At 64.5% G+C, this 21,890-nt stretch carries 19 protein-coding genes and 1 tRNA gene; 7 read left to right on the top strand and 13 right to left on the bottom strand.

Annotated features, from left to right (window positions below; all coding sequences use genetic code 11):
- Positions 1 to 57: 57 nt before the first annotated feature.
- Entirely contained in the window at positions 58 to 1,803 is a 1,746-nt protein-coding gene (ggt, locus tag YH63_RS07285; RefSeq protein ID WP_046828175.1) for a gamma-glutamyltransferase, read from the bottom strand.
- Positions 1,804 to 1,920: 117 nt separating this feature from the next.
- Between ggt and YH63_RS07280 the strand changes: the two genes are divergently transcribed.
- Entirely contained in the window at positions 1,921 to 3,312 is a 1,392-nt protein-coding gene (locus YH63_RS07280; RefSeq protein ID WP_046828176.1) for an MFS transporter, read from the top strand.
- Positions 3,313 to 3,329: 17 nt separating this feature from the next.
- Here YH63_RS07280 and purH read toward each other — a convergent pair whose 3' ends face one another.
- The 3 genes from purH to YH63_RS07265 form a co-directional block, all read right to left on the bottom strand.
- Positions 3,330 to 4,922 carry a bifunctional phosphoribosylaminoimidazolecarboxamide formyltransferase/IMP cyclohydrolase gene (purH, locus tag YH63_RS07275; protein ID WP_046828177.1) on the bottom strand — a complete coding sequence of 531 codons (1,593 nt, stop codon included), beginning with the start codon at positions 4,920 to 4,922 and terminating at the stop codon, positions 3,330 to 3,332.
- Positions 4,923 to 5,044: 122 nt separating this feature from the next.
- Positions 5,045 to 6,799, bottom strand: coding sequence for a heparinase II/III family protein (locus YH63_RS07270; protein WP_046829692.1), 1,755 nt, complete (start codon positions 6,797 to 6,799; stop codon positions 5,045 to 5,047).
- 286 nt (positions 6,800 to 7,085) lie between these two features.
- On the bottom strand, positions 7,086 to 8,432 hold the full coding sequence (locus YH63_RS07265) for an RsmB/NOP family class I SAM-dependent RNA methyltransferase (RefSeq protein WP_046828178.1): 1,347 nt from the start codon (positions 8,430 to 8,432) through the stop codon (positions 7,086 to 7,088).
- Between the two features lie 250 nt (positions 8,433 to 8,682).
- Between YH63_RS07265 and YH63_RS07260 the strand changes: the two genes are divergently transcribed.
- Together YH63_RS07260 and YH63_RS07255 are read left to right on the top strand one after the other, a co-directional pair.
- Complete coding sequence (locus tag YH63_RS07260) at positions 8,683 to 8,898, top strand: DUF1674 domain-containing protein (protein ID WP_046828179.1); 216 nt, start codon at positions 8,683 to 8,685, stop codon at positions 8,896 to 8,898.
- Between the two features lie 136 nt (positions 8,899 to 9,034).
- On the top strand, positions 9,035 to 9,568 hold the full coding sequence (locus YH63_RS07255; RefSeq protein ID WP_046828180.1) for a thermonuclease family protein: 534 nt from the start codon (positions 9,035 to 9,037) through the stop codon (positions 9,566 to 9,568).
- Positions 9,569 to 9,630: 62 nt separating this feature from the next.
- Here YH63_RS07255 and YH63_RS07250 read toward each other — a convergent pair whose 3' ends face one another.
- The 8 genes from YH63_RS07250 to tsaD form a co-directional block, all read right to left on the bottom strand.
- Positions 9,631 to 10,143, bottom strand: coding sequence for a L,D-transpeptidase (locus tag YH63_RS07250; protein ID WP_046829693.1), 513 nt, complete (start codon positions 10,141 to 10,143; stop codon positions 9,631 to 9,633).
- Between the two features lie 232 nt (positions 10,144 to 10,375).
- Entirely contained in the window at positions 10,376 to 11,503 is a 1,128-nt protein-coding gene (locus YH63_RS07245; RefSeq protein WP_046828181.1) for a Kelch repeat-containing protein, read from the bottom strand.
- Positions 11,504 to 11,523: 20 nt separating this feature from the next.
- Positions 11,524 to 11,922: a Kazal-type serine protease inhibitor family protein gene (locus tag YH63_RS07240; protein ID WP_046828182.1), complete on the bottom strand. Its 399-nt coding sequence runs from the start codon at positions 11,920 to 11,922 to the stop codon at positions 11,524 to 11,526.
- A 36-nt stretch (positions 11,923 to 11,958) separates the two neighbouring features.
- Entirely contained in the window at positions 11,959 to 13,914 is a 1,956-nt protein-coding gene (gene acs, locus YH63_RS07235; RefSeq protein ID WP_046828183.1) for an acetate--CoA ligase, read from the bottom strand.
- 168 nt (positions 13,915 to 14,082) lie between these two features.
- Complete coding sequence (locus tag YH63_RS07230; RefSeq protein ID WP_046828184.1) at positions 14,083 to 14,754, bottom strand: class I SAM-dependent methyltransferase; 672 nt, start codon at positions 14,752 to 14,754, stop codon at positions 14,083 to 14,085.
- On the bottom strand, positions 14,751 to 15,164 hold the full coding sequence (locus tag YH63_RS07225) for an EVE domain-containing protein (protein WP_046828185.1): 414 nt from the start codon (positions 15,162 to 15,164) through the stop codon (positions 14,751 to 14,753). The genes YH63_RS07230 and YH63_RS07225 overlap by 4 nt, the downstream gene beginning before the upstream one ends.
- A gap of 124 nt (positions 15,165 to 15,288) precedes the next feature.
- Positions 15,289 to 16,269 carry an NAD(P)H-dependent glycerol-3-phosphate dehydrogenase gene (locus YH63_RS07220; RefSeq protein ID WP_046828186.1) on the bottom strand — a complete coding sequence of 327 codons (981 nt, stop codon included), beginning with the start codon at positions 16,267 to 16,269 and terminating at the stop codon, positions 15,289 to 15,291.
- A 61-nt stretch (positions 16,270 to 16,330) separates the two neighbouring features.
- Positions 16,331 to 17,413: a tRNA (adenosine(37)-N6)-threonylcarbamoyltransferase complex transferase subunit TsaD gene (gene tsaD / locus YH63_RS07215; protein ID WP_046828187.1), complete on the bottom strand. Its 1,083-nt coding sequence runs from the start codon at positions 17,411 to 17,413 to the stop codon at positions 16,331 to 16,333.
- A gap of 140 nt (positions 17,414 to 17,553) precedes the next feature.
- On the opposite strand from tsaD, the gene YH63_RS07210 reads away from it, so the two are divergent.
- From YH63_RS07210 to YH63_RS07195, 4 genes are all read left to right on the top strand, one after another.
- Positions 17,554 to 18,300, top strand: a complete 747-nt coding sequence (locus tag YH63_RS07210) for a uroporphyrinogen-III synthase (protein ID WP_046828188.1) — start codon at positions 17,554 to 17,556, stop codon at positions 18,298 to 18,300.
- Positions 18,301 to 18,389: 89 nt separating this feature from the next.
- Positions 18,390 to 19,604 (top strand): COG4223 family protein, encoded by a 1,215-nt coding sequence (locus YH63_RS07205; protein WP_046828189.1) that lies wholly within the window; start codon positions 18,390 to 18,392, stop codon positions 19,602 to 19,604.
- A gap of 8 nt (positions 19,605 to 19,612) precedes the next feature.
- Positions 19,613 to 21,319 (top strand): heme biosynthesis protein HemY, encoded by a 1,707-nt coding sequence (locus tag YH63_RS07200; RefSeq protein ID WP_046828190.1) that lies wholly within the window; start codon positions 19,613 to 19,615, stop codon positions 21,317 to 21,319.
- Positions 21,320 to 21,447: 128 nt separating this feature from the next.
- Positions 21,448 to 21,523, top strand: a tRNA-Thr gene (locus YH63_RS07195).
- A gap of 155 nt (positions 21,524 to 21,678) precedes the next feature.
- Here YH63_RS07195 and YH63_RS21595 read toward each other — a convergent pair.
- Positions 21,679 to 21,855 carry a hypothetical protein gene (locus YH63_RS21595; RefSeq protein WP_170978638.1) on the bottom strand — a complete coding sequence of 59 codons (177 nt, stop codon included), beginning with the start codon at positions 21,853 to 21,855 and terminating at the stop codon, positions 21,679 to 21,681.
- Positions 21,856 to 21,890 lie beyond the last annotated feature (35 nt).

Raw genomic sequence — 21,890 nt, 5'->3', positions numbered from 1 at the left:
ATTGTCTACGCCAATCACCGGCGCGTCATCAGGCAAATGCGGGCGCCGCAGCGACCGCTAGTATCCGGAGGCCTCTGCGCCGCGTGTGCGGGGATCGGCGGCGCCGAGCAAGCCGTCGGGCGTGACCGCGATGGAATTGACTGAGGTCTGCCCCAGCGGCGCGATAATGCGATGGCCGCGTTCGCGCAGCGCGGTCAGTGTTGCTTCGGAAAATCCATGCTCGACGCGAACCTCGTCGGGCCGCCATTGATGATGCAGCCGCGGCGCCGACACCGCCGCAGCAACATTCATGTCGAAGTCGATGGCATTGATGACAACCTGAAGCACCGCCGAAATAATGCGGCTGCCGCCGGGCGAGCCCGTCACCAGAACAGGCTTGCCATCTTTCAGCACGATGGTCGGCGACATCGAGGACAGCGGGCGCTTGCCGGGACCGGGCAGATTGGCCTCGAAACCGACGAGGCCGTAGGCGTTCGATGCGCCGGGGGCCGCCGTGAAATCGTCCATCTCGTTGTTGAGCAGCACGCCGGTGCCGTCCGCGACGAGGCCGAGGCCGTAGCTGAAGTTCAGCGTGTAGGTGTTGCTGACCGCGTTGCCGGATGAATCCACCACCGAATAATGAGTGGTGTTGCTGCCTTCGCGCGGCGAAACCAGCGTCGTCTCGCTCCACGGTGTCGCCTTGGTCATGTCGATGGTGGCGCGCTGCTTCGCGGCGTAGTCCTTCGCGAGGAGTTGCTGCATCGGCGCGTTGACGAAGGCCGGATCGCCGAGGTAGCGCGCACGATCGCCATAGGCGCGCTTCATCGCTTCAATCGACACGTGGAGCGCATCTACCGATCCAGCGCCCATCTCGCGCAGCTTGTAGCCCTCGAGAATGTTCAGCGTCTCGATCAGCACGGTGCCGCCCGAGGACGGCAGCGGCATCGATACGATCTCGAAACCGCGATAGGTGCCGCGCACCGGCGCACGGATGACCGCTTGATAGGCCCTGAGATCGTCGCGGGTGATGATGCCGCCCGCAGCCTGGATTCCGGCGGCGAGCTTTTCGGCGACAGCACCGTCGTAGAAGCCCCTCACGCCTTGCGCGGAAATCGTTTCCAGCGTGGTGGCCAGATCACTTTGAATCAAGCTATCGCCGGGCTGCAGCGATGTGCCGTCGGCGCGTGAAAAGATCTTCCGGCTCGATGGCCATTTCGCCAGCCGCCGATGCCAGTCCGGCAGCGTGTCCGCTGTATCGTCGGCGATTACGAAGCCGTCGCGCGCGAGCGCAATCGCAGGCGTGATCAGATCCGCGAGTTTGAATTTCCCCGAGCCGTATTTTTCCAGCGCCAGCGCCAATCCCGCGACTGTGCCGGGCACGCCGATGCCGAGCGCCTGATCGCGGGATTTCTTTGTATCGGGTTTGCCGTCGTCGCCGAGAAACATGTCGCGCGTGGCGGCGGCCGGTGCGCTTTCGCGATAGTCGATGGCGACGGCTTCGTTGCTCGCCGCCAGATGGATCACCATGAATCCGCCGCCGCCGAGATTGCCGGCGCGCGGATAGGTCACGGCCATCGCGAATCCGGTGGCGACCGCCGCATCAATCGCATTGCCGCCGCGCGCCAGAATGTCGCGGCCGATCTCTGCAGCGACCCGCTCCTGCGCGACGACCATGCCGTTTTTCGCAGCGACCGGACGAACCGTATCGAGCGCAGGCGGCGCATAATATCCATGCCGCGAATCCTGCGCGAAGGCCGGAGCGAACAGCAGGCCGAAGACGCCGAGAACGAAAGCGAGCGCGCGGCGCTTGGTAATCGGGGCCATGACTTCCTCCGGCAACCCATGTCTGGGTAAAAACGCGATAGCAATTGAACCGCCGCACTATATGGTTTTGCGGCAACGAGGGACAATGTCCGCGTTGATTCGGCAGGAATTTCGATCATGTCTCAAGTTGTTCCGGCGCATGACAGTCACGCAAACGTGTCGGCGCCGACCTATCCGCCGCGCTCGGCCGTTTTCGGCTGGATTCTGTTCGACTGGGCGGCGCAGCCATACTTCAGTCTGATCACGACATTTGTGTTCGCGCCTTATTTCGCGACCCATGTGGCGGCGAATCCTGCCAGCGGACAGGCAATGTGGGGATTCGCCACCGCGGCGGCGGGACTTGTGATCGCCATCATGTCGCCGGTGCTGGGTGCGATCGCCGATGCAGGCGGCCGCCGCAAGCCGTGGATCGCTGCGTTCGGCGCGCTGTTCGTGATCGGAGCGTCGATCATGTGGATCGGCAAGCCGGGCGATTCCTCCGTCATTCTGCCGCTGTTGATCGCGTTCGGCCTTGCGACCATCGGCATCGAATTCGCCACCGTGTTCAACAATGCGATGATGCCGACGCTGGTGCCGCCGGAGCGGATCGGACGGCTGTCGGGAACGGGTTGGGCCACCGGATATGTCGGCGGCATTCTCAGTCTCGTTCTTGTGCTCGGCTTTCTCGCGGCGAGCGGCGACACCGGCCGCACGCTGTTCGGTCTCACACCGCTGTTCGGCCTCGATCCGGCAACGCACGAGGGCGACCGCATCACCGGGCCGCTGAGCGGACTCTGGTTCATCATCTTTGTGCTGCCGATGTTTCTGTTCACGCCCGATCGCGCGGCGAAGACGCCTGCGCTTGGCGCGGTGCGCGAAGGCCTGCGCGAATTGCGCGAAACGCTGTCGACCCTGCCGGGCAAGCCGGTGATGCTGACATTCCTGATCGCCAACATGGTCTACATGGACGCGCTGGTGGCGCTGTTCGCGTTTGGCGGCATCTACGCCGCGGGCACCTTCGGCTGGCAGACCCTTCAGATCGGCACGTTCGGTATCCTGCTGGCGTTCTCCGGAGCCATCGGGGCATGGCTCGGCGGCAAGCTCGATGATCGGCTCGGCCCGAAGACCGTGATCGCGGGCAGCATGTCCATCCTGCTGCTCGCCTGCGCGGTGATCCTGTCGATCGACCGCGACACGTTGTTCTTCGTGTTCAAGGTGGCGCCGCCGATGCCGGGCAAATTGTTCGGATCGCCGGCCGAGCAGGTCTATCTGGCGCTCGGTGTCCTGATCGGGATGGCCGCGGGACCGATGCAGGCGGCGTCGCGCACGCTGCTCATTCGCCTCGCACCGAAGGACCGCATCACGCAGTTCTTCGGGCTGTTCGCGCTATCCGGCAAGGTGACGTCATTCATGGCGCCGCTGGTGGTCAGCATCGTGACCGCCGTGACCATGAGCCAGAAGGCCGGCATGGCCGTGCTGGTGGTGTTCTTCTCGGCGGGGCTTCTGCTGCTGTCGCGCGTGCGGGCGTAACCGCACGCGCTCTCTCGTCAGTGCTTGAAGTGCCGCGTGCCGGTGAACACCATGGCGATGCCGTGAGCATCGGCCGCCTCGATCACCTCATTGTCGCGCATCGAGCCGCCGGGCTGAACCACTGCCGTCGCGCCGGCCTCGATCGCCACCAGCAGACCGTCCGCGAACGGGAAGAACGCATCGGACGCTACCACCGAACCCCTGGTCATTGGTGCGGCAAGTCCCAATTCCTTCGCGGCGTCCTCGGCCTTGCGCGCGGCGATGCGCGCCGAATCGACCCGGCTCATCTGGCCGGCGCCGATGCCGACGGTGGCGAGATCCTTGGCATAGATGATGGTGTTCGACTTCACGTGCTTGGCGACGCGGAAGGCAAAGCGCAGATCGTTCAGCTCGGCGTCGGTCGGCGCACGCTTGGTGACGGTCTTGAAGGTCATGTCATCGACCACGGCGTTGTCGCGCGTCTGCACCAGAAGGCCGCCGGCCACTGTCTTTGTCATGAGACCTGCCGCGCGCGGATCGGGCAGGCCGCCGGCCAGCAGCAGGCGCAGGTTCTTGCGCTTGCCGATGATGGCGATGGCTTCTTCGGTGGCGTCCGGCGCGATGATGACTTCGGTGAAGATTCCGGCGACGGCGTTCGCCGCATCGGCATCGAGTGTGCGGTTGAACGCGATGATCCCGCCGTAGGCTGATGTCGAATCGCAAGCCAGTGCCTTGCGATAGGCGCTGGCGAGGTCAACGCCCTCGGCGACGCCGCACGGATTGGCGTGCTTGACGATGACACAGGCGGCGGTGCGTTTCGCATCGAACTCCGCGATGCATTCATAAGCTGCATCGGTGTCGTTGATGTTGTTGTAGGACAGTTCCTTGCCCTGCAGCTGGCGCGCGGTGGCGACGCCGGGACGGCGATCGGGGGTTTTGTAAAACGACGCTCCCTGATGCGGGTTCTCGCCGTAGCGCAGCGCCTGAATCAGCTTGCCGCCGAAGGCGCGGAAGTCGGGCGCGTCGATCTTCAGCTGATCGGCGAACCAGTTCGAGATTGCCGCGTCATAAGCCGCGGTGCGAGCGTAGGCTTTTTGCGCAAGTTTTTTGCGCAGGGTGAGCGTGGTCGCGCCCTTGTTGGCAGCAAGCTCGTCCAGCACCGCCTGATAGTCGGACGCCTCGACCACGACGGCGACATCGTGATGGTTTTTCGCCGCGGCGCGGATCATCGCCGGACCGCCGATATCGATGTTCTCGATGCAGTCGTCCTCGGACGCGCCTTTGTCCACGGTGGCTTCGAACGGATAAAGATTGACCACCAGAAGGTCGATCGGCGCAATGCCGTGATCCTTCATGCTGCGCGCGTGATCGGCATTGTCCCGGATCGCCAGCAGTCCGCCGTGCACGTTCGGATGCAGGGTCTTGACCCGCCCGTCCATCATCTCGGGAAATCCGGTGAGGTCCGACACGTCGCGGACCTTGAGGCCCGCCTCGGCAATGGCCTTGGCGGTGCCGCCGGTGGAGACCAGTTCGATGCCGCTGTTCGAAAGCGCGCGGGCGAATTCGATCAGGCCGGATTTATCGGAAACGGAGAGGAGTGCGCGCGTGACGCGGCGCGGGTGGTCAGCCATGAGAAAGGGTCCTGGTTCGATAGATGCCGCCGGGTAGCATGGTTTTCCGCCCGGCAAAACGGCCCAGTTCACCAAAAGCCCCCTTTTTTGAGGGCAATTGAAACAGGACAATATTCAGTGGTTTAAAGCGGCAATTCCGGCTCGCGGCGGGCGTCGCGGCGGGCATTGGTCACGGTCGCTGACGCAGACGAGCGGGTGAAGCTCCAGCGCACGCTCGGCGAGTCCTTCCGGTTTTGTCGGATCACGATCTGGGCGGTCCGGCGCGGCCCGTCGGAGCCTGCCAGAAACACGCTATCTTCCAGATCAACCTTGTCGTTGAGGGCTTCGAACGTCCAGACGTCGCGGTTGGGCAGCACCAGCATCACGCCGCGCGCGTCGGTGAGGCGGCTGGCTTTCACCGACGGATGCAGATGAAACCGCAGCACGTAGTCGTCGGGCCTGCTGCGCGACGAGGCGCCGGATGCATTCAGCAACGTGTCTTCGCCGTCGAGCCGGGCGCCGTCGGACGAGAGCGTCAGGCTGCGCTGATGCACGACGCCGAACTGCCGCGCATAGGCGTCGTGGCTCGCGGTCAACTGAATGCTGTCGTTGGCGACCTCGCGAAACACGCCGACATTGGACGGTCCGCTGACGATGGGCGCGCCCTGCAGCATTCGCTTCATGGCAGGCAACTCGATGAACTGGCACGATGAGGTTTCGTGACAGATCAGGGTCGAATGCGCTGCGGTCGAGCGCGCAAAGGCGCGCCAGTTGTCGCGGCCGGTGGAAGGTATCCCGCAATTGACCACGATGCGGCTGGTGCCGGACGACAGTTCGAACGACAGGCAGCCGGCATGGGCGTCGCGGCTCACCGCCGGCGGCGGTGGCGCGCCGGTATCCATGATGACGGCGGTGGTGCCGGCGTCGAGGCGCTGAAAACCCGAATGCGGCATGTTCGACATCGGGATGCCGTGGGTGTCGTCATAGGCGAGCAATGTTGCGAGCAGGCCCGACGGCGCGCTGCTCATGCCGTTGAACAGCGCGAAACTGCCGTCGCCATGGCGGAAGAACCGCAGCATCGGCATCATGCGGTCGATCGCGTTCAACAGCGCCGGCGGCGGCGCGATGTTGCGGGCCGTGAAGGTCTGACGCAGCGGCAAAAGATCGGGCAGCAGTTCGATCAGCGCGCCCGGATTGCGCGAAATATGCCCGCCGTCGGGAAGCAGCTGCCGTTGCAATTCGTCGGAGAGTTTGCGCGACGCCGTGCGGATATGCTTGGCCTGATTGGCCAGACAGAGCGATGCATAGCACAGCGCGATCAGCACCTGCAGGCGCGGCACACCATCGGGAATATCGACCATCGTATAGCGCAGATAGCGAATCTCGCGGGTCAGGCTGCGCAGGAAGCGCCGGTAGAATTTTCCGTCGGCGTCGTTCAGCACCAGCGGCGCCTGCGACAGCAGCGAGACCACGCGCCGCGCCAGCACGTCGGCACGCCAGCCGGTGCCGCGCTTGCGGATCGGTTTTGAAATCCAGTCGTCGATCAGCGAGCGTGCGTTGGCGCGGGTGATGGCGGAATCCGCCGCGCGCAGATGGCGCAGCCAGCCGAAGCCGAGCAGGTTGGCTTCCCAGTCTTCCGACGGCGGATCGAGTTCAAAAATCGAGCGACCATGTGAGGTGACGATCTTGCCGGCGAAAACGAAACGCCCGGCATAGATCTCCGACGCGCGCGTCGCGTCGACGGTGCGGAGATCGTTCGGGGCAATCAGCAGCCGGTCGGTGCGGCCCGGCCAGAAGCGCGACAGCGCAACCGACTGCCCGCTGGCGCGTGCGAGTACGTTCCGCGCCGCGCGGCCCAGCAGAAGAGACGAGATGCGTCGTCGGTAAGCGACCGCCACGTGCGCCCTGTCCTGGATCACGCTGGCGGAATCGGTTATTCCCCGCCGCCGAACGTGATCGTTCCCCATTAAACCGGAGCATTCCTCCCCCGAAACCCACGCGGGACGCCAACGCGCCGCACTGTGAGGGAATCTCCGCGCACTGTTGTAATCCGAAAAATGCCCGCAGGCACCCCCAAGGACACCGATCAGGCACACCTAAAGGGCATTCATTGGCACGCGCATGACGGACGCGACGGTTGACCGCTCGCCGCGAATCACTTGCGTGCCAGAACGGCACTTGAAGTCAGGATTTGATGAGGCGCGTCGCGTAAAAGCCGTCGAGGCCGCCCAAGCGCGAATCACCATGGGCGAGATGCGAAGGCAAGGTGCGGATGTCGCCCTCGGACGTGAGAATCTCGTCCAGCCCAGAAACCTCATCCCGGCCGACAGGTGCGCGCCGCAGGCCTGATTCGGCGGCAAGGACGCTCGCAACAGCTTGCTCGCCTTCCTCCGGTTCCAGCGAACAGGTGCAATAGACCAGGGTGCCGCCGGGCTTCAGCAGCGTGACCGCCTTCTGCAGCAGGCGCTTTTGTACCGCGGCGAGCGCGCCGATGTCCGATTCCTGTTTCAGCCAGGCAACGTCGGGATGCCGACGGATCGTGCCGGTCGCGGCGCATGGCGCATCGATCAGTATGCCATCGAACAATTCGCCAGGCGGCTGCCATTCGGTGGCGTCCGCGACGGCGGTATCGGCCTCTAGCGACAGCCGCGCCAGATTCTCGCGCAGCCGCGCAATCCGGTTCGGCGAGCGGTCGACAGCAGTCACCCGCGCGCCGGCATGGACGAGTTGCGCCGTCTTGCCGCCCGGCGCGGCGCACAGATCGGCGATGGTCTTGTCTTTGATGTCCCCGAACAGCCGGGCCGGCATCGCGGCGGCTGCATCCTGCACCCACCACTCGCCTTCGTTGAAACCGGGAAGCATGGTCACCGATCCATGCAGCAGCGTTCGCACCGTGCCGGTCGCTAGCGCCTCGCCATGCAGGCGCGTCGCCCAGCCGCCCGGATCGGATTTGACGGTCAGGTCCAGCGCCGGTTCGACGCTGATGGCGGCGGCCATCGCGCGCGCTGTGTCTTCGCCGTAAGTCGCGATCCAGCGCGCCGTCAGCCACGGCGGCAGATCGAGCATCTGCGACTTGACCTCGTCGATCAACGGCTGGCCTTCGCGCGCGCAGCGCCGCAGCACCGCATTGACGAGGCCGGCGTATTTCGCGGCCCGGCGATCCGCTTGCACAAGGCGCACCGACAGATCGACCGCGGCGTGATCGGGAACCTCCATCCACAGAATCTGCGCGGCGCCGATCAGCAGCGCGCTTTGTGCGCGCGGTGCGTCGCTTGGGATCCCGCGGTCGAGCAGCCGCGACAGCACATGGCCGAGCGTGCCCAATCGCCGCAGGATGGTCGCGACCAGCCGGCGCATCAGCGCGCGATCGCGATCGGCGAGTGTCTTCAATCCGGGATGAGCGCCGACGCCATCGAGCTGATCGTCCAGCATGCGGTGCTTGTGCAGCACGCCATCGAGAATATCGGCCGCGATCCTGCGCGCTGCGAGGCCGGGCACCTCGGTGGGCGGGACAAATCTCGAAGGCTTCATGCGGAAAAAACATTCGCTGGCGGGACAAACGCGACGGACGTCGCGATGAGGTGACTACGTGGCACGGGAATATGCCAAATGTAAGAATTGTGTCGTGTGTGAATCGTCTTGTCTAAAACATCTCGGGAAATGTAAGCCGCTTCACATACAACCATCCGGCTGCGTGATACGGCGTGCACCACGGGCCTTGATCGCGGGCCCGGTCTATCTAGATTTGAATTTCGGCTCTGACCACCCGGGAGTGTCAGCCATGAACCATGACCCGTCTCATTCCAACCCTGTCGATGCCGTTGCCGGGCGCAAGCCGCTGTCGCCGCAGGCGCAGCGGGCACTGGCCGAAGCCGAAGCGCGGCGCAACGCCGCTCAGGACAATGCCAAGGGCGCGAAAGAGGTTCAGGGCCCCAAGGGGCTGGAGCCGACCCGTTACGGGGACTGGGAACACAAGGGATTGTGTTCCGACTTCTAGTCTTACGTACGACTACGGATGATCCTGATCGTTCTTGCCGCCGAGCTAGTTTTGGTCCTATTCTAGGCATATGTTCCTAGATCGGCTTCTTTATCGTCAAACGTCACGGTTTCCGGTTCACGGCTCACCGCCTTGGATGCTTGGCCTGATTTTCGTCGCCGGCATAGCGGCTGGAACCGTGATCCCGGGACGGGACCGCTTGCCATGGAGCGGACCGTCCGCCGCGCCCTCGATCCTGTCTGCGGCAAATCCGGCGTCGCCTGCCGGTCCTGCGCCATGGAGCCGTGACGGCCATGCTGACGTGCGCCATTCCGTCGAGGTCGTACGTGTGATCGATGGCGACACGTTCGAGGCGCGGGTTCATTTGTGGCCGGGTCTTGAGATGATGACGCGGGTGCGGCTGCGCGGCATCGATGCGCCGGAGATGAAGGGCGCGTGCGCGGAAGAATTCCGGATGGCCGAAGCGTCACACGAGGCGCTGCGTGCCTTGCTCGCGGGCGGCGATGTCGCGATCTTCAACATCGGTCCCGACAAATATAACGGGCGGGTGGTTGCGGATGCCGCCACGCGGCGCACGCCGAGCGTTTCAGCAGCATTACTCGCCTCGGGCCACGTGCGGTCGTATCAGGGCGGCAGGCGCAGCGGCTGGTGCACGGCGGCAATGCGATGAAGATGGAATAAAAAAGCCGCGTCATGACGCGGCTTTTTGCTTGCCAGAAGATGTCGAGACAATCAGCGCGAGGTGACGATCACCGGCGTGCCGACCTCGACGCGCTCGAACAGGTCGCTGATATCCTGGTTGTACATCCGTACGCAGCCGTAAGAGACATAGCCGCCGACGGAGTTGGGGCGGTTGGTGCCGTGAATGGCGTATTCGCCGCCTTCGAGGGTCATCGCGGCGACACCCATTGGATTGGATGGCGCACCGCCGGGAATGACGTCAGGAATGTTCGGATTGTCGCGCTTCACGTCCGCAGGCGGCGACCATGCCGGCTGGCGGTATTTTCCGTCGATGCGGGTCGCGCCGGACCATTGCTTGCCGGCCTTGCCGACGCCGACCGGATAACGCAACGCGCGGCCTTCGCCGAGCACGAGATACAGTTTGCGCTCGTTGGTCTTCACCACGATGGTGCCCGGCGGATAGCCGTTGGGAGAAGCAACTTCGGACGGCGCAGCCAGTGCTGCCGAACCGGAAAATCCAATCGCCATTGCGGCCGCCAGCGCCATCGTCAATTTACGCAGCATCATTGTCTCCAGTCTCCATCGCGAGGCACACGGCCGCGGAACCGGTCGGCTTATGTTCGTGCACCCGCCAGCCTATAACAGAGGCTTCAACAGCCCCTTATCTTCGGATGCAAAAGGCCGATTGCGTGTGCCCTTAGAAAGAAAATTCCGGCGTCAAAGTAAATGCCCGGAAAACAACACCCGGGCTCAAACGGCCCGGGACGGGTGACATTTTTGTGAGCGCGGCTTGCGATTAGCCGAGCGTGAACGCCTCATGCACGGCCGATTGCACCGCGCCGCCGGTCACGGCGCCGCCGCCGGCGACATAGATCCAGTCGCCGATGGTTACCGCGCCCACGGCGTGACGGGGCGTCGGCATCGGCGCGTGGCTTTGCCAGCGGTCCGACGCGGGATCGTAGCTCTCCATCTGGCCGAACACCTTGCCTTGCGTGATCTGTCCGTTGCGGATCACGCCGGACTCGCCGCCCATCGCGAACAGCCGGTCGCGGTACACCACGAGTCCGTGGCCGGAGCGGGTGGTCGGCAGCGCCGCGCGCGTCTCCCAGGTGTCGCGCTCGGACACATACACATGATGCAATTCGGTGTTGTATTCGAAGGTGTTGAAGCGTCCGCCGATGATGTGAATGATTCCGTTGTGCGCGACGCAGCCGACATGGTCGCGCGCGCCGGGCAGCGCTTTCAGCGTCGCCCATTTGTCGGTCTTCGGATCGTAGACCTCGTGCCAGCCGACGCTCGCGCGTTCCATGGTCGGCTCCGATGCGCCGCCGATCAGGTGAACGCGGCCGTTCAGCACCACGGCAGCGCCTGCGCCGCGCGGTCGCGGCAGCGGCGCGATCTTGTCCCAGCGATTAGCCGCGACGTCATAGGCATAGGCATTCTGATCGGGATTGCGGTTCTGTTCGATGAAGCCGCCCAGCGCGTAGACACGTCCCGCATCGGCAGCGACGGCAACATGGTTGGCCCCGCGCGGCAACGGCGCGCCGTCGAACCAGACGTCCTTGGCCGGATCGTAAATGTGATGATAGGTGCGATCGACCCGGCCCTCCCCGTAGCCGCCGACGATATGCGCACGCCCCGCCCATTCGGTCGCCCATGCCATTTCGCTGCGGGGCAACGGCAATGCTGCGCGGGTCACCCAGCGGCCCGGCGTACCCTGCGGCGCAGGACTTTCTGTGACGCGCTGCGCTTTCTCATCCGGCGAAATGTGATGCGGCGCGTTGGTGCGAAGGCCGGTGAAGGGTTCGGCGGACGGTGGAGCCTGCGGCAGCGGCGCATGCTGATGCTGGGCGTGCTGCGCGTGGGCCGCTGTGGCGCCAAGCGCGAGCGACGCCGCGCTGGTGAGAAAAGTCCTGCGGTCCATGCCGGTATCTCCGGGCGTGATTATTGTTGTTTTCCGCTCTTCGGCGTCTTTGACTTCGGCGTCACCGCTTTAGGCTCTTTTGCCTTCGGCTCTTTCGGGCACGCGCCGACGTAGTCCAGCTGAACCCGGGCCTTCTGCCGCTCGCAATCATTTGCGTAGGTTTTGCCGTTGCAGCCGCAAACCGGTCGGTGGATCTGCATGCAGAAGGCCGGCGCTTTGTCGCATTGGCCCGCCGCGTCGGCGGTCTTGCATTGACCACCTGTCGTCTTCTGGCACCAAAGGGCCGAATTGCAGGTGATGTTGGCTGCGCCGCCGCAGGCTTCGCCGAGATTTGCCGCCTCGGATTTGTTCAAACTGATCGCCACGCCAAGCATGGCGATCAGTATCGCAACAATCAGACCATTGAAGCGCGCTCGCATGGATACCCCCAGGCAGAAACCCGCAGTCCGAATACTTCAGGCGGTCTTCTTGTTCTGCCGGTTGTGCACCAGATCGTCAACGACCATTGGATCGGCCAGCGTCGAAGTGTCGCCGAGCGAGCCGGATTCGTCTTCCGCGATCTTGCGCAGGATGCGGCGCATGATCTTGCCCGAGCGGGTTTTCGGCAGGCCGGGCGCGAACTGAATGAGATCCGGCGAGGCGATCGGGCCGATGTCCTTGCGCACCCACGCCACCAGCTCATTGCGCAGCGTCTCGGTCGGCTCGACACCCTTCATCAGCGTCACGTAGGCATAGATGCCTTGACCCTTGATGTCGTGCGGGTAACCGACCACGGCGGCTTCCGACACCGCGTCATGCGCCACCAGCGAGCTTTCGACTTCCGCCGTGCCCATCCGGTGACCGGACACGTTGATGACGTCGTCGACGCGGCCGGTGATCCAGTAGTAGCCGTCGGCGTCGCGGCGGCAGCCGTCGCCGGTGAAGTACTTGTTCTTGTAAGTCGAGAAGTAGGTCTGCTCGAACCGCGCATGGTCGCCGTAAACCGTGCGCATCTGGCCTGGCCACGATTTGCCGATGCAGAGATTGCCCTGCGCCTCGCCGTCGAGAACCTTGCCGTCGGCATCGACGATTTCCGGCACCACGCCGAAGAACGGCTTGGTGGCCGAGCCGGGCTTCTGTGCGATCGCGCCCGGCAGCGGCGTAATCAGAATGCCGCCGGTCTCGGTCTGCCACCAGGTATCGACGATCGGGCAGCGGCCGTCGCCGACCACGCGGTGGTACCATTCCCACGCTTCCGGATTGATCGGTTCGCCGACCGAGCCGAGCAGGCGCAACGACGCACGCGACGTCTTCTTCACCGGATCGTCACCGGACTGCATCAGCGCGCGGATCGCGGTGGGTGCGGTGTAGAAGATGTTGACCTTGTGCTTGTCGACGACGTTCCAGAACCGCGAGTTGTCCGGATAATTCGGCACGCCTTCGAACATCAGCGTGGTCGCACCGTTGGCGAGCGGCCCGTAGAGAATGTAGCTGTGGCCGGTGACCCAGCCGACGTCGGCGGTGCACCAGTAGATGTCGCCGTCGTGATAGTCGAACACGTACTGATGCGTCATCGACGCGAAGGCGAGGTAGCCGCCGGTGGTGTGCAGCACGCCCTTGGGCTGGCCGGTCGAACCCGACGTGTAGAGAATGAACAGCGGATCTTCCGCGTTCATCGGCTCGACGGGACACTCGCTCGTGACCATGGCTGCGGCTTCGTGGTGCCAGACATCGCGCACCGGGTTCATGTCGATCGCGCCGCCAGTGCGGCGTACGACAATGACATGATCGACGCTGGCGGTGCCGATCTTGGCAATCGCCGCATCGACGTTGGCTTTCAGCGGCACCTTCTTGCCGCCGCGCAGGCCCTCGTCGGCGGTGATGATCACTTTTGATTTGCAGTCGGTGATGCGCTGCGCAAGTGAATCCGGCGAGAAGCCGCCGAACACGACGGAATGGATGGCGCCGATCCGCGCGCAAGCCAGCATCGCGTAGGCCGCTTCCGGAATCATCGGCAGATAGATGGTGACGCGGTCGCCCTTGGCGACATTTCGCAGCCGCAGGATGTTCGCCATCCTGCAGACTTCGTCATGCAGCTCGCGATAGGTGATCTTTTTCGACTCGGACGGATCGTCGCCTTCCCAGATGATCGCGGTCTGGTCGCCGCGTGTTTCGAGATGGCGGTCGATGCAATTCCATGCGGCGTTCAGCACGCCGTCCTCGAACCACTTGATCGAGATATTGCCCGGCGCGAACGAGGCGTTCTCGACCTTGGTGAAGGGCTTGATCCAGCCGAGGCGGCGGGAGGCTTCATCGGCCCAGAAGCCGTTGGGGTCTTTGACCGAACGCGCGTACATCTCGCGGTATTTGGCATCGTCGATAAAGGCGCGCTTCGCCCATTCCGCGGATACGTCGTAAATTTTATCGGACATGACTTCCTCTCTCCCTCCACGCAGATCGTCCGCGGCGCAACATGCGCGCGGGTTTTTTCTTGTTTTTCATATTATGCGCTTTTGCATACAGCAGCGACAAGCCACGGCAACTAGGACTTTTGTCGGACCCGGACTTTCCGAGGCATTTCAAGGGGCTTGAAGCCGCATTTACGTGGGCTGGAGCAAGCCCCACACCGCGGTTTGCTTGATTTCGGCATCCTCGAGGTCGCGGGTGACCGGGACACTGTAGTCGGCGAGCCGGCGCAGTTTGTCGCGGGGCAGGTAACTGCGCCCCGGATCGCCAATCAGGACGGTGGCGCCGCGCGCCGCGTGGCCGTGAAGAAAATCGAATGCCCGCTGCGCCGTGTTGCGCTCATAGAAAATATCGCCGGCCAGGATGACATCCCAGCGGTTCGGATGCCGTCCCGCGAGCAGATCGCTCTCGCATGTCGTCAGCGCAACGTCGTTCTGCGCGGCGTTCAGCGCCGCGGCAGCACAGGCAAACGCATCGATGTCAGCGACGGTGACGCAGGCTGCCCCGGCCTTCATGGCGGCTATGCCGACAAGGCCTGATCCGCTGGCGAGATCAAGCACCGTCTTGCCGCGCACCAAATATGCATTGTCGAGAATATGACGTGCCAGCGCCTGACCGCCGGCCCAGGCAAAGGCCCAGAACGGAGGCGGCAATCCGGCCTCGCCGATTTCCTCTTCGGTCTTGTGCCACAACGGCACGGCCTCATCCGCCACAAACAGCGAAATCTCCGGCGTCAGCGGCACCGCGCGCAGTCGGGTGTTGGCGCGGATGAACGCGTCCTTGTCGGTGATGACGGGCGCGTTCACACTCCGCCCAGCTTGCAGATCAGTTTCCACTCATCCGGTTTCACGCTCTGCACCGACAATCGCGAATATTTCACCAGATCCATCTCGGCGAGCTTGGCTTCGGCCTTGATGGTTTCCAGCGTGACCGGCTTCTTCAATGGCTTGTCGGCAGCGATGTCGACGCAGACGAACTTGCCGGCCTTGTCGGTCGGATCGGGATATTGCTCGCGGATGATCTCGACGATGCCGACGATCTCCTTGCCCTCGTTGGAATGATAATAGAAGGCGCGGTCGCCCTTTTTCATCTTCATCATGTTGAGCTTGGCGGTGTGGTTGCGCACGCCGGTCCAGGCTTCGCCCTTGGCGCCTTTCGCGACCTGCTGGTCCCACGACCAGGTGGAGGGTTCTGATTTTACAAGCCAGTACGCCATCGTCTCACATCCTGTGGTCTTGATTTTGTCATCACCGGGCTTGTCCCGGTGATCCCGATCAGGAGAGCGCAGTGCCAATCCAATCGGGATGGCCGGGACAAGCCCGGCCATGCCAGTTGATATGTTATCCTTCGGCCCGGAACGGCCGCGTCAGCAGCGTTTCGATCGCCTCGTCGATGGTCAGTGCGTCGCCGAGAATCGCCGCCACCGCATTGGCCACCGGCATTTCAATATTCTTCTCAGTAGCGAGTTCAATCAGCACCGGCGCGGTAAATTCGCCTTCGACAAGTTTGCCGCGCGCCGGCGTCTCGCCGCGCCCGAGCGCAATGCCGTGAGAAAAGTTGCGCGATTGAGGACTCGAACAGGACAGCAACAGATCGCCGAGGCCTGACAATCCGGCGATGGTTTCGGCCTTTGCGCCGCAGGCCAGCCCAAGCCGCATCAGTTCCGCGAAGCCGCGCGTGGTCAGTGCCGCCAGCGCCGACGCGCCGAGCTTTCGGCCCGAGACGATGCCGGCGGCAATCGCCAGCACGTTCTTGGCCGCGCCGCCGATTTCGACGCCGCGCACGTCGGTCGAGTGATAGGGGCGGAATGTCGCCGAGCCGAGCGCATGCACCAGCGCTTTCGCAACCGTCTCATCGGCTGTCGCGAGCGTGACGGCGGTTGGCAGGCCGCGCGCCACGTCGACATCGAAACTCGGCCCCGACAGAATCGCGGGGACGGCATTCGGAGCAACCTCCGCGACGATCTGCGTCATGAACTGATGCGTGCCGCGCTCGATGCCCTTGGCGCAGACGATGACGGGGGTGCCCGGAGCCAGATGCGGCGCGAGTGCGATCGCCGCCTGCCGCAGGCTCTGCGCGGGCGTGACCAGCAGCACCGCATCGGCCTTGCCGGCCTGCGCGAGATCGCTGGTGACGGCGATCCCCTTCGTGAGTTGAATGCCGGGCAGTTTCGGATTCTCGCGCGTCTGCGCAATCTGCTCCGCAGCTACTCTGTCGCGCGCATAGAGAACGACATCGCGTCCGGCGCGTGCTGTGGCGTTGGCAAGCGCCGTACCCCATGCGCCTGCGCCGACAACGGAAATGCTCTGGTGTACAATCATGCTTGATTTCTGAAAGGCATGATCTTGTCCGAAAACCGGTGTCCACTTTTCGGGATCATGCCTAGTGCCTCGCACGGGTGTTGGCGAACTTCACAGGCGTCGATGCGGTTTCATCGAGCCGCCAGCGCGCGCGCGGCGCGGTCTCCATGTTGTCGACCATCTTCAGCGCGAGGCGTTCCGCACCGGCCCACGCGATCATCGCGCCATTGTCGGTGCAGAGCGCCGGCGGCGGAATGATCAGCATGGTCTGCGCGCGTCCCGCGATGTCATGCAATGCGCTGCGTATTGCGAGATTGGAGGCGACGCCGCCAGCGGCAACAAGTGCGCGCGGCGGACCAAATTTTTCCTGAAACAGCCGCAGCCCGACGCTGATCCGGTCCGCCGTGAGATCCAGCACCGCGGCCTGGAATCCGGCGCAGAGATCGGCGACGTCCTGCGGCTCGAACGGCATCAGGCGCGTGGCCTCGTTGCGCACCGCCGTCTTCAATCCGGACAGCGAGAAATTCGCATCGGGCCGTCCCATCATCGGACGCGGAAACACGAAACGCTCGGGATTGCCATGTGCCGCGGCGCGCTCGACCTGCGGCCCGCCGGGATAGGGCAGGTCCAGCATCTTCGCGACCTTGTCGAACGCTTCGCCCATGGCATCGTCGAGCGTGGTGCCGAGCCGGACATATTTTCCGACGCCAAGCACGGCGACGATCTGGGTGTGGCCGCCCGACGCGAGGAACAGGCAGTAGGGAAATGCCAGCGCGACCGTAAGGCGCGGAGTCAGCGCGTGCGCTTCAAGATGATTGACCGCGATCAGCGGCGTGTCGTGCACCATGGCGATGGCCTTCGCCGTGGTGAGGCCGACGATGACGCCGCCGATCAGTCCGGGACCGGCCGCTGCTGCAACGCCGCTGAGGTCGCCGAACTTGAGCCCGGCGTCCTTCATCGCGGCGCGGACGATCCCGTCGAGCATGTCGACATGGGCGCGCGCGGCGATCTCGGGCACCACGCCGCCGAACGGCGCGTGCTCGTCAATCTGCGAGCGCACGATGTTGGACAGAATCCGCCCCGACCCGTCGCGCTGCCGCTCGACCACGGCGGCCGCGGTTTCGTCGCAGGTGGTCTCGATTCCCAGCACCAGCTTGCTTGCCAATTTCAGTCCTTGCGTTCGCCGCCGATCCGGCGTTTCCCTTGAGCCGGCGCGTCATCCGCCAATCGGGCGTCATTGAAGGGGTTCATAACGTGAAATCGTCAGGCGGGCTATCCTTGCTTGAGATGCGTGGAGCTTCATAAATGGCCATTCTTGTGACGCGCCCGGCGCCCGACAACGAGAAAACCGCTGCGGCCCTGCGGGCGCGGGGGTACGGCGTGCTGCTGTCGCCGATGCTGCGGTTTGAGGCGGTCGCGTTTGATGACGATGACGAAACCGCTTTTGATGCGGTCGTGCTGAGCAGCGCCAACGCGGTTCGCGCCATCGAACATCATCCCGTGCGCCCGCGGCTGATCCTGCTGCCGGTGTTCGCGGTGGGCGGATATACCGCGCAGGTCGCGCGTGACGCGGGTTTTACCAACATCACGATCGCGGATGGCGACGCGGTATCGCTGCGCGACCGGGTGATCGAAAGCGCGACAGCGGGCAAACTGAAGAAGAAGGCTAAGCTGTGCTATCTCGCGGGCGCCGATCTGACGCGGGACCTCGGCGGAGAACTGGGCGCGCGCGGCTTCACGGTGGTGACGCGCACGGCCTACCGGATGATTCCGGTGGCGGGCTTTTCACATGCCGTCAGCGATGCGTTTCGCGCAGGCAGCATCGAGGCGGTGCTGCATTACTCCCGCCGCAGCGCGCGGGCCTATCTCGATGCGGCACGAGCGGATGGCGTGGAGATTTCTGCCTTGGCTTTGCCGCAATGCTGCATCTCCGAGACAGTGGCGGGCGTTTTGCGCGAGGCCGGAGCGATGCAGGTGGCTGCGGCGCGTACGCCGGACGAGAACGCCATATTCGATGTGGTGGACAGGACGGTCAAAGCGTCGCCCGGTTAACGCGCGAGTCATTATCTGAGCGTCAGGGCGTGAGCGGCGCTCGCAGAATCTGCTAGAGTTCGTCTCGATGCGACAGGAGTGAGTTCCCGATGGACGACGACAAGCAAGACAAGGCCGGCATCCCGCCAGGCGGCGATGCCGCCAAGCGGCCACCGCCGACCATCGAACTGACTGCCTCGAATGTTTCCGACAGCGCGCCCGCGTCCGATGCTGCTGCACCCGGCGCGACTGCATCCGATGCGCCTCCGTCAGAGGCCTCCACTTCGGATCATCCGGAGCCATCTCCCGTAGCAAAAGCGTCATCGCGAACCTCGTCGATATTGATCTCAGCCCTGACCGGGGCGGCCGCTGCGGCGCTGGTGCTCGGCGCAGCGAAGCTCGCGGATTGGCCCGGAACGCCAGCGCAGCCGGTGGCGGACGTTGTCAGCAAGAATGATGTCGATGCGCTCGGCGCGCGAATCGCGAAAATCGAAACCGACGCCGCGAAGCCTATTCCCGCGCCGCGCCCGGTTGCCGATCCCGCCATCGTGACGCGGCTCGATGCGGTTGAAAAATCACTCACCTCGCTGCGCAACGATGTCGCCGCTGCGCGCGGACAGGGCGAGAAAGTCGTGGCCGCGCTCAACGAGATCAAATCCGCATCGCCGCAAGCGGTGATTTCGCAGCCCGCACCCGCGGGCGATACATCGGCGCTCGAGGAACGCCTCGGCAAGATCGAACGTACGACTGCAGCGCTGAGCGCTGCGGCTGCCGCGCCGCCGCCCGTGCCGCCAGTTCCGTTGGAAGATCCGAATGTGCGCCGCATGGCGTCGGCGACGGCGCTCGATTCCGCCGTGCGTCAGGGCGAGCCGTATGCGGCGGCGCTTGCGGCCGCGCGATCCGCCGGTGGTGATACCGATGTGCTCAAGCCGCTCGACGCCTTCGCTGCAACCGGCGTTCCCACAGCGGGTGCGCTGAGCCGCGAACTGCTGACACTGCTGCCGAAGCTTACGCCGAAGCCTGAAGCGCAACCCGCGCCGTCCGGCATGGTCGAGCGGCTGCAGCAAAGCGCGGCCAAGCTGGTGCGGGTTCAGCGCACCGATGCCGCCGCCAGCGGCAACGCCGCCATCCTTGCGCGCATCACGTCCGCCGCGCAGCGCGACGATGTCGCCGAGGCGAAGCGTGAACTGATGCAATTGCCGGCGCCCGATCGCGCACTGGTGCAGGCGTGGATCGCGAAGGTGGATGCGCGCGAGGCTGCGCTGGCGGCGTCACGGCAGTTCGCGGCGGATACGATGGCCGCGCTTTCCAAACCGGCGCGATAGGAAATTTCATGATCCGGATGGTTCTGTTTCTGTTTCTGGTCGGCGTCGTCGCCCTCGGCGCTGCCGTGATTGCCGATCAGACCGGCGACGTCACGCTGTCGTGGAGTGTGTGGCGCATCGACACCTCGTTGCCGGTGCTTGTGCTGGCGCTGGCGCTCATCGTGGTTGCGGCGATGCTGATCTGGGCCATCATCCGCAGTTTCCTGCGCGCACCCGAGCGGCTGCGCCGTCTGCGGCGCGAGCGCCGTCAGGCGCGCGGACGGGATGCCATCACCCAAGGCCTGCTTGCGATCGGCACCGGCGACCATTTCGCGGCGCGCCGCCATGCCGATGTCGCAAAGCGGCTGGCGCATCAGGATCCGCTGGCGATGCTGCTGCACGCGCAGTCCGCGCAGCTCGACGGCGACCGCGACGGCGCGCAGCGCGCGTTTCATGCCATGGCGGAACGCAAGGATACGCGGCTGCTCGGTCTGCGCGGATTGTTCGTCGAAGCGCAGCGCCGCGACGATCCTTACACAGCGGTGGCGCTGGCCGAGGAAGCGTTGAAGACCGCGCCGGCGTCGGCTTGGGCGTCGCATGCGGTGCTTGGGTTTCGGTGCAGCAAGGGCGACTGGGACGGCGCGCTGGCGATTCTCGAAAACAATCTGGCAGCGGGATTGATCGATCCCGCGCCCTACAAGCGCCAGCGCGGCGTATTGCTCACCGCGCGCGCGCTTGATCTCGAAACGTCGGATCGCGACCGCGCGCGGACCAGCGTGATGGAGGCGGTGAAGCTCGCGCCGACGCTGGTGCCTGCCGCCACGCTCGCCGCCAAGTTTCTCAGCGAGTCCAACCAGACCCGCCGCGCCATGCAGGTTGTCGAAGCGGCATGGGCCGCGCAGCCGCACCCTGACCTTGCCGATGCCTACGCGCATGTGCGCCTCGGCGATTCCGCGCTGAACCGGCTGGGGCGTGTCGAGAAGCTCGCGGCCAAGGTGCCGGGACATATTGAAGGCGCGCTTGCGGTGGCGCGCGCCGCGATCGACGCCGGGGAGTTTGCCCGCGCCCGCGAGGTGCTGGTGCCTTTCACCGACGCACCGACGCAGCGGGTTGCCATTCTGATGGCAGAACTCGAACGCGCCGAGCATGGCGACGGCGGCAACGCGCGAAGCTGGATGCTGCGTGCGGTTCGCGCCGCGCTGGATCCGGCATGGACCGCCGACGGCTATGTCTCGGAGCGCTGGCGGCCGGTGTCGCCGGTGACCGGACGCCTCGATGCGTTTCAGTGGCTCACGCCGGTCGCGGCTCTCCCTCCCGAGAAAGCGCCGGTGCTCGACGCCGAAATCGAAGACGAACCTGCCTTGCCGCCGCCCTTGGAGGCGAGCCCGGTGACACCGTTGCCGGCGCCACCGCCCGCGGCATTGCAGGACAATGACCCGGCTCCTGTCGTCGCGCCGCCTCCTGTCGTTGAGTCGGCCGTGCCGCCGGCTCCGGTCACGCCGGCTCCCGTTGCTCCGTCAGTGGCCGTCAATGTCCCGCCGCCGGTGTTTCGCCCGCGGCGCGACATCGAAAAGGCCGACGGGTCGCGAATTCCGGCTGTGATTCCCATCGTCCGGGCGCCGGATGATCCGGGCGTCGCCGATGAGGTGGTCCATGAGGAATTCGACGATCCGGTCCGGCCGGAACCGGCACAACCCGGCGGCTGGAAGGGCTTTTTGTCCCGTCTTGTCAGTTGATTAGGAACTGGCTGGCATTCTCGGCGCCGAATCTGATCGACGGGCCAGAAAAGCGCCTCGCGGACGCAGCCGATGTTGCAAAGCGGGGCTCCGGCCAGTATCAGGTGCGGATACCGATCTCGCGTTTCGCCGCCTTAGCTCAGCTGGTAGAGCACCTCATTCGTAATGAGGGGGTCGTAGGTTCGAATCCTATAGGCGGCACCACTTTCCCTACAATCGGGAATTGGCCTGGATGGTACGGGGATGCAGTCCCGTGCAATCGGGAGTTTTCCGCTCAGCCATACCGAAGGTGGTCCGAGCCCCGCGGCGCAACGCGGTTACATGCTGGTTACACCTTCCCATCATCTGCCTGTTAGCTTTCAAACCACTGCTTGCTTGATGCCGTCGACTTCGGCACTCCTTTGGACAGTCCGGATGTCGCCGGCGTCGGCCAAGACGAGCTTCTGCTCGTCCAGCTTCTCGATGAATTTTGGCCGCCGCATATGGACCGGATCGTTGGCGGTCTCGAGCATGGCGGTGAAGGATAGGGACTTCAATACAGGGATTGGGTTTCTCCGTTGTTGGATCAAAC

Source organism: Afipia massiliensis, from assembly GCF_001006325.2.
Lineage (GTDB): Bacteria > Pseudomonadota > Alphaproteobacteria > Rhizobiales > Xanthobacteraceae > Afipia > Afipia massiliensis_A.
Note: the sequence above shows the minus strand (reverse complement) of the source record. Positions and strands in the feature narration are given on the sequence as shown.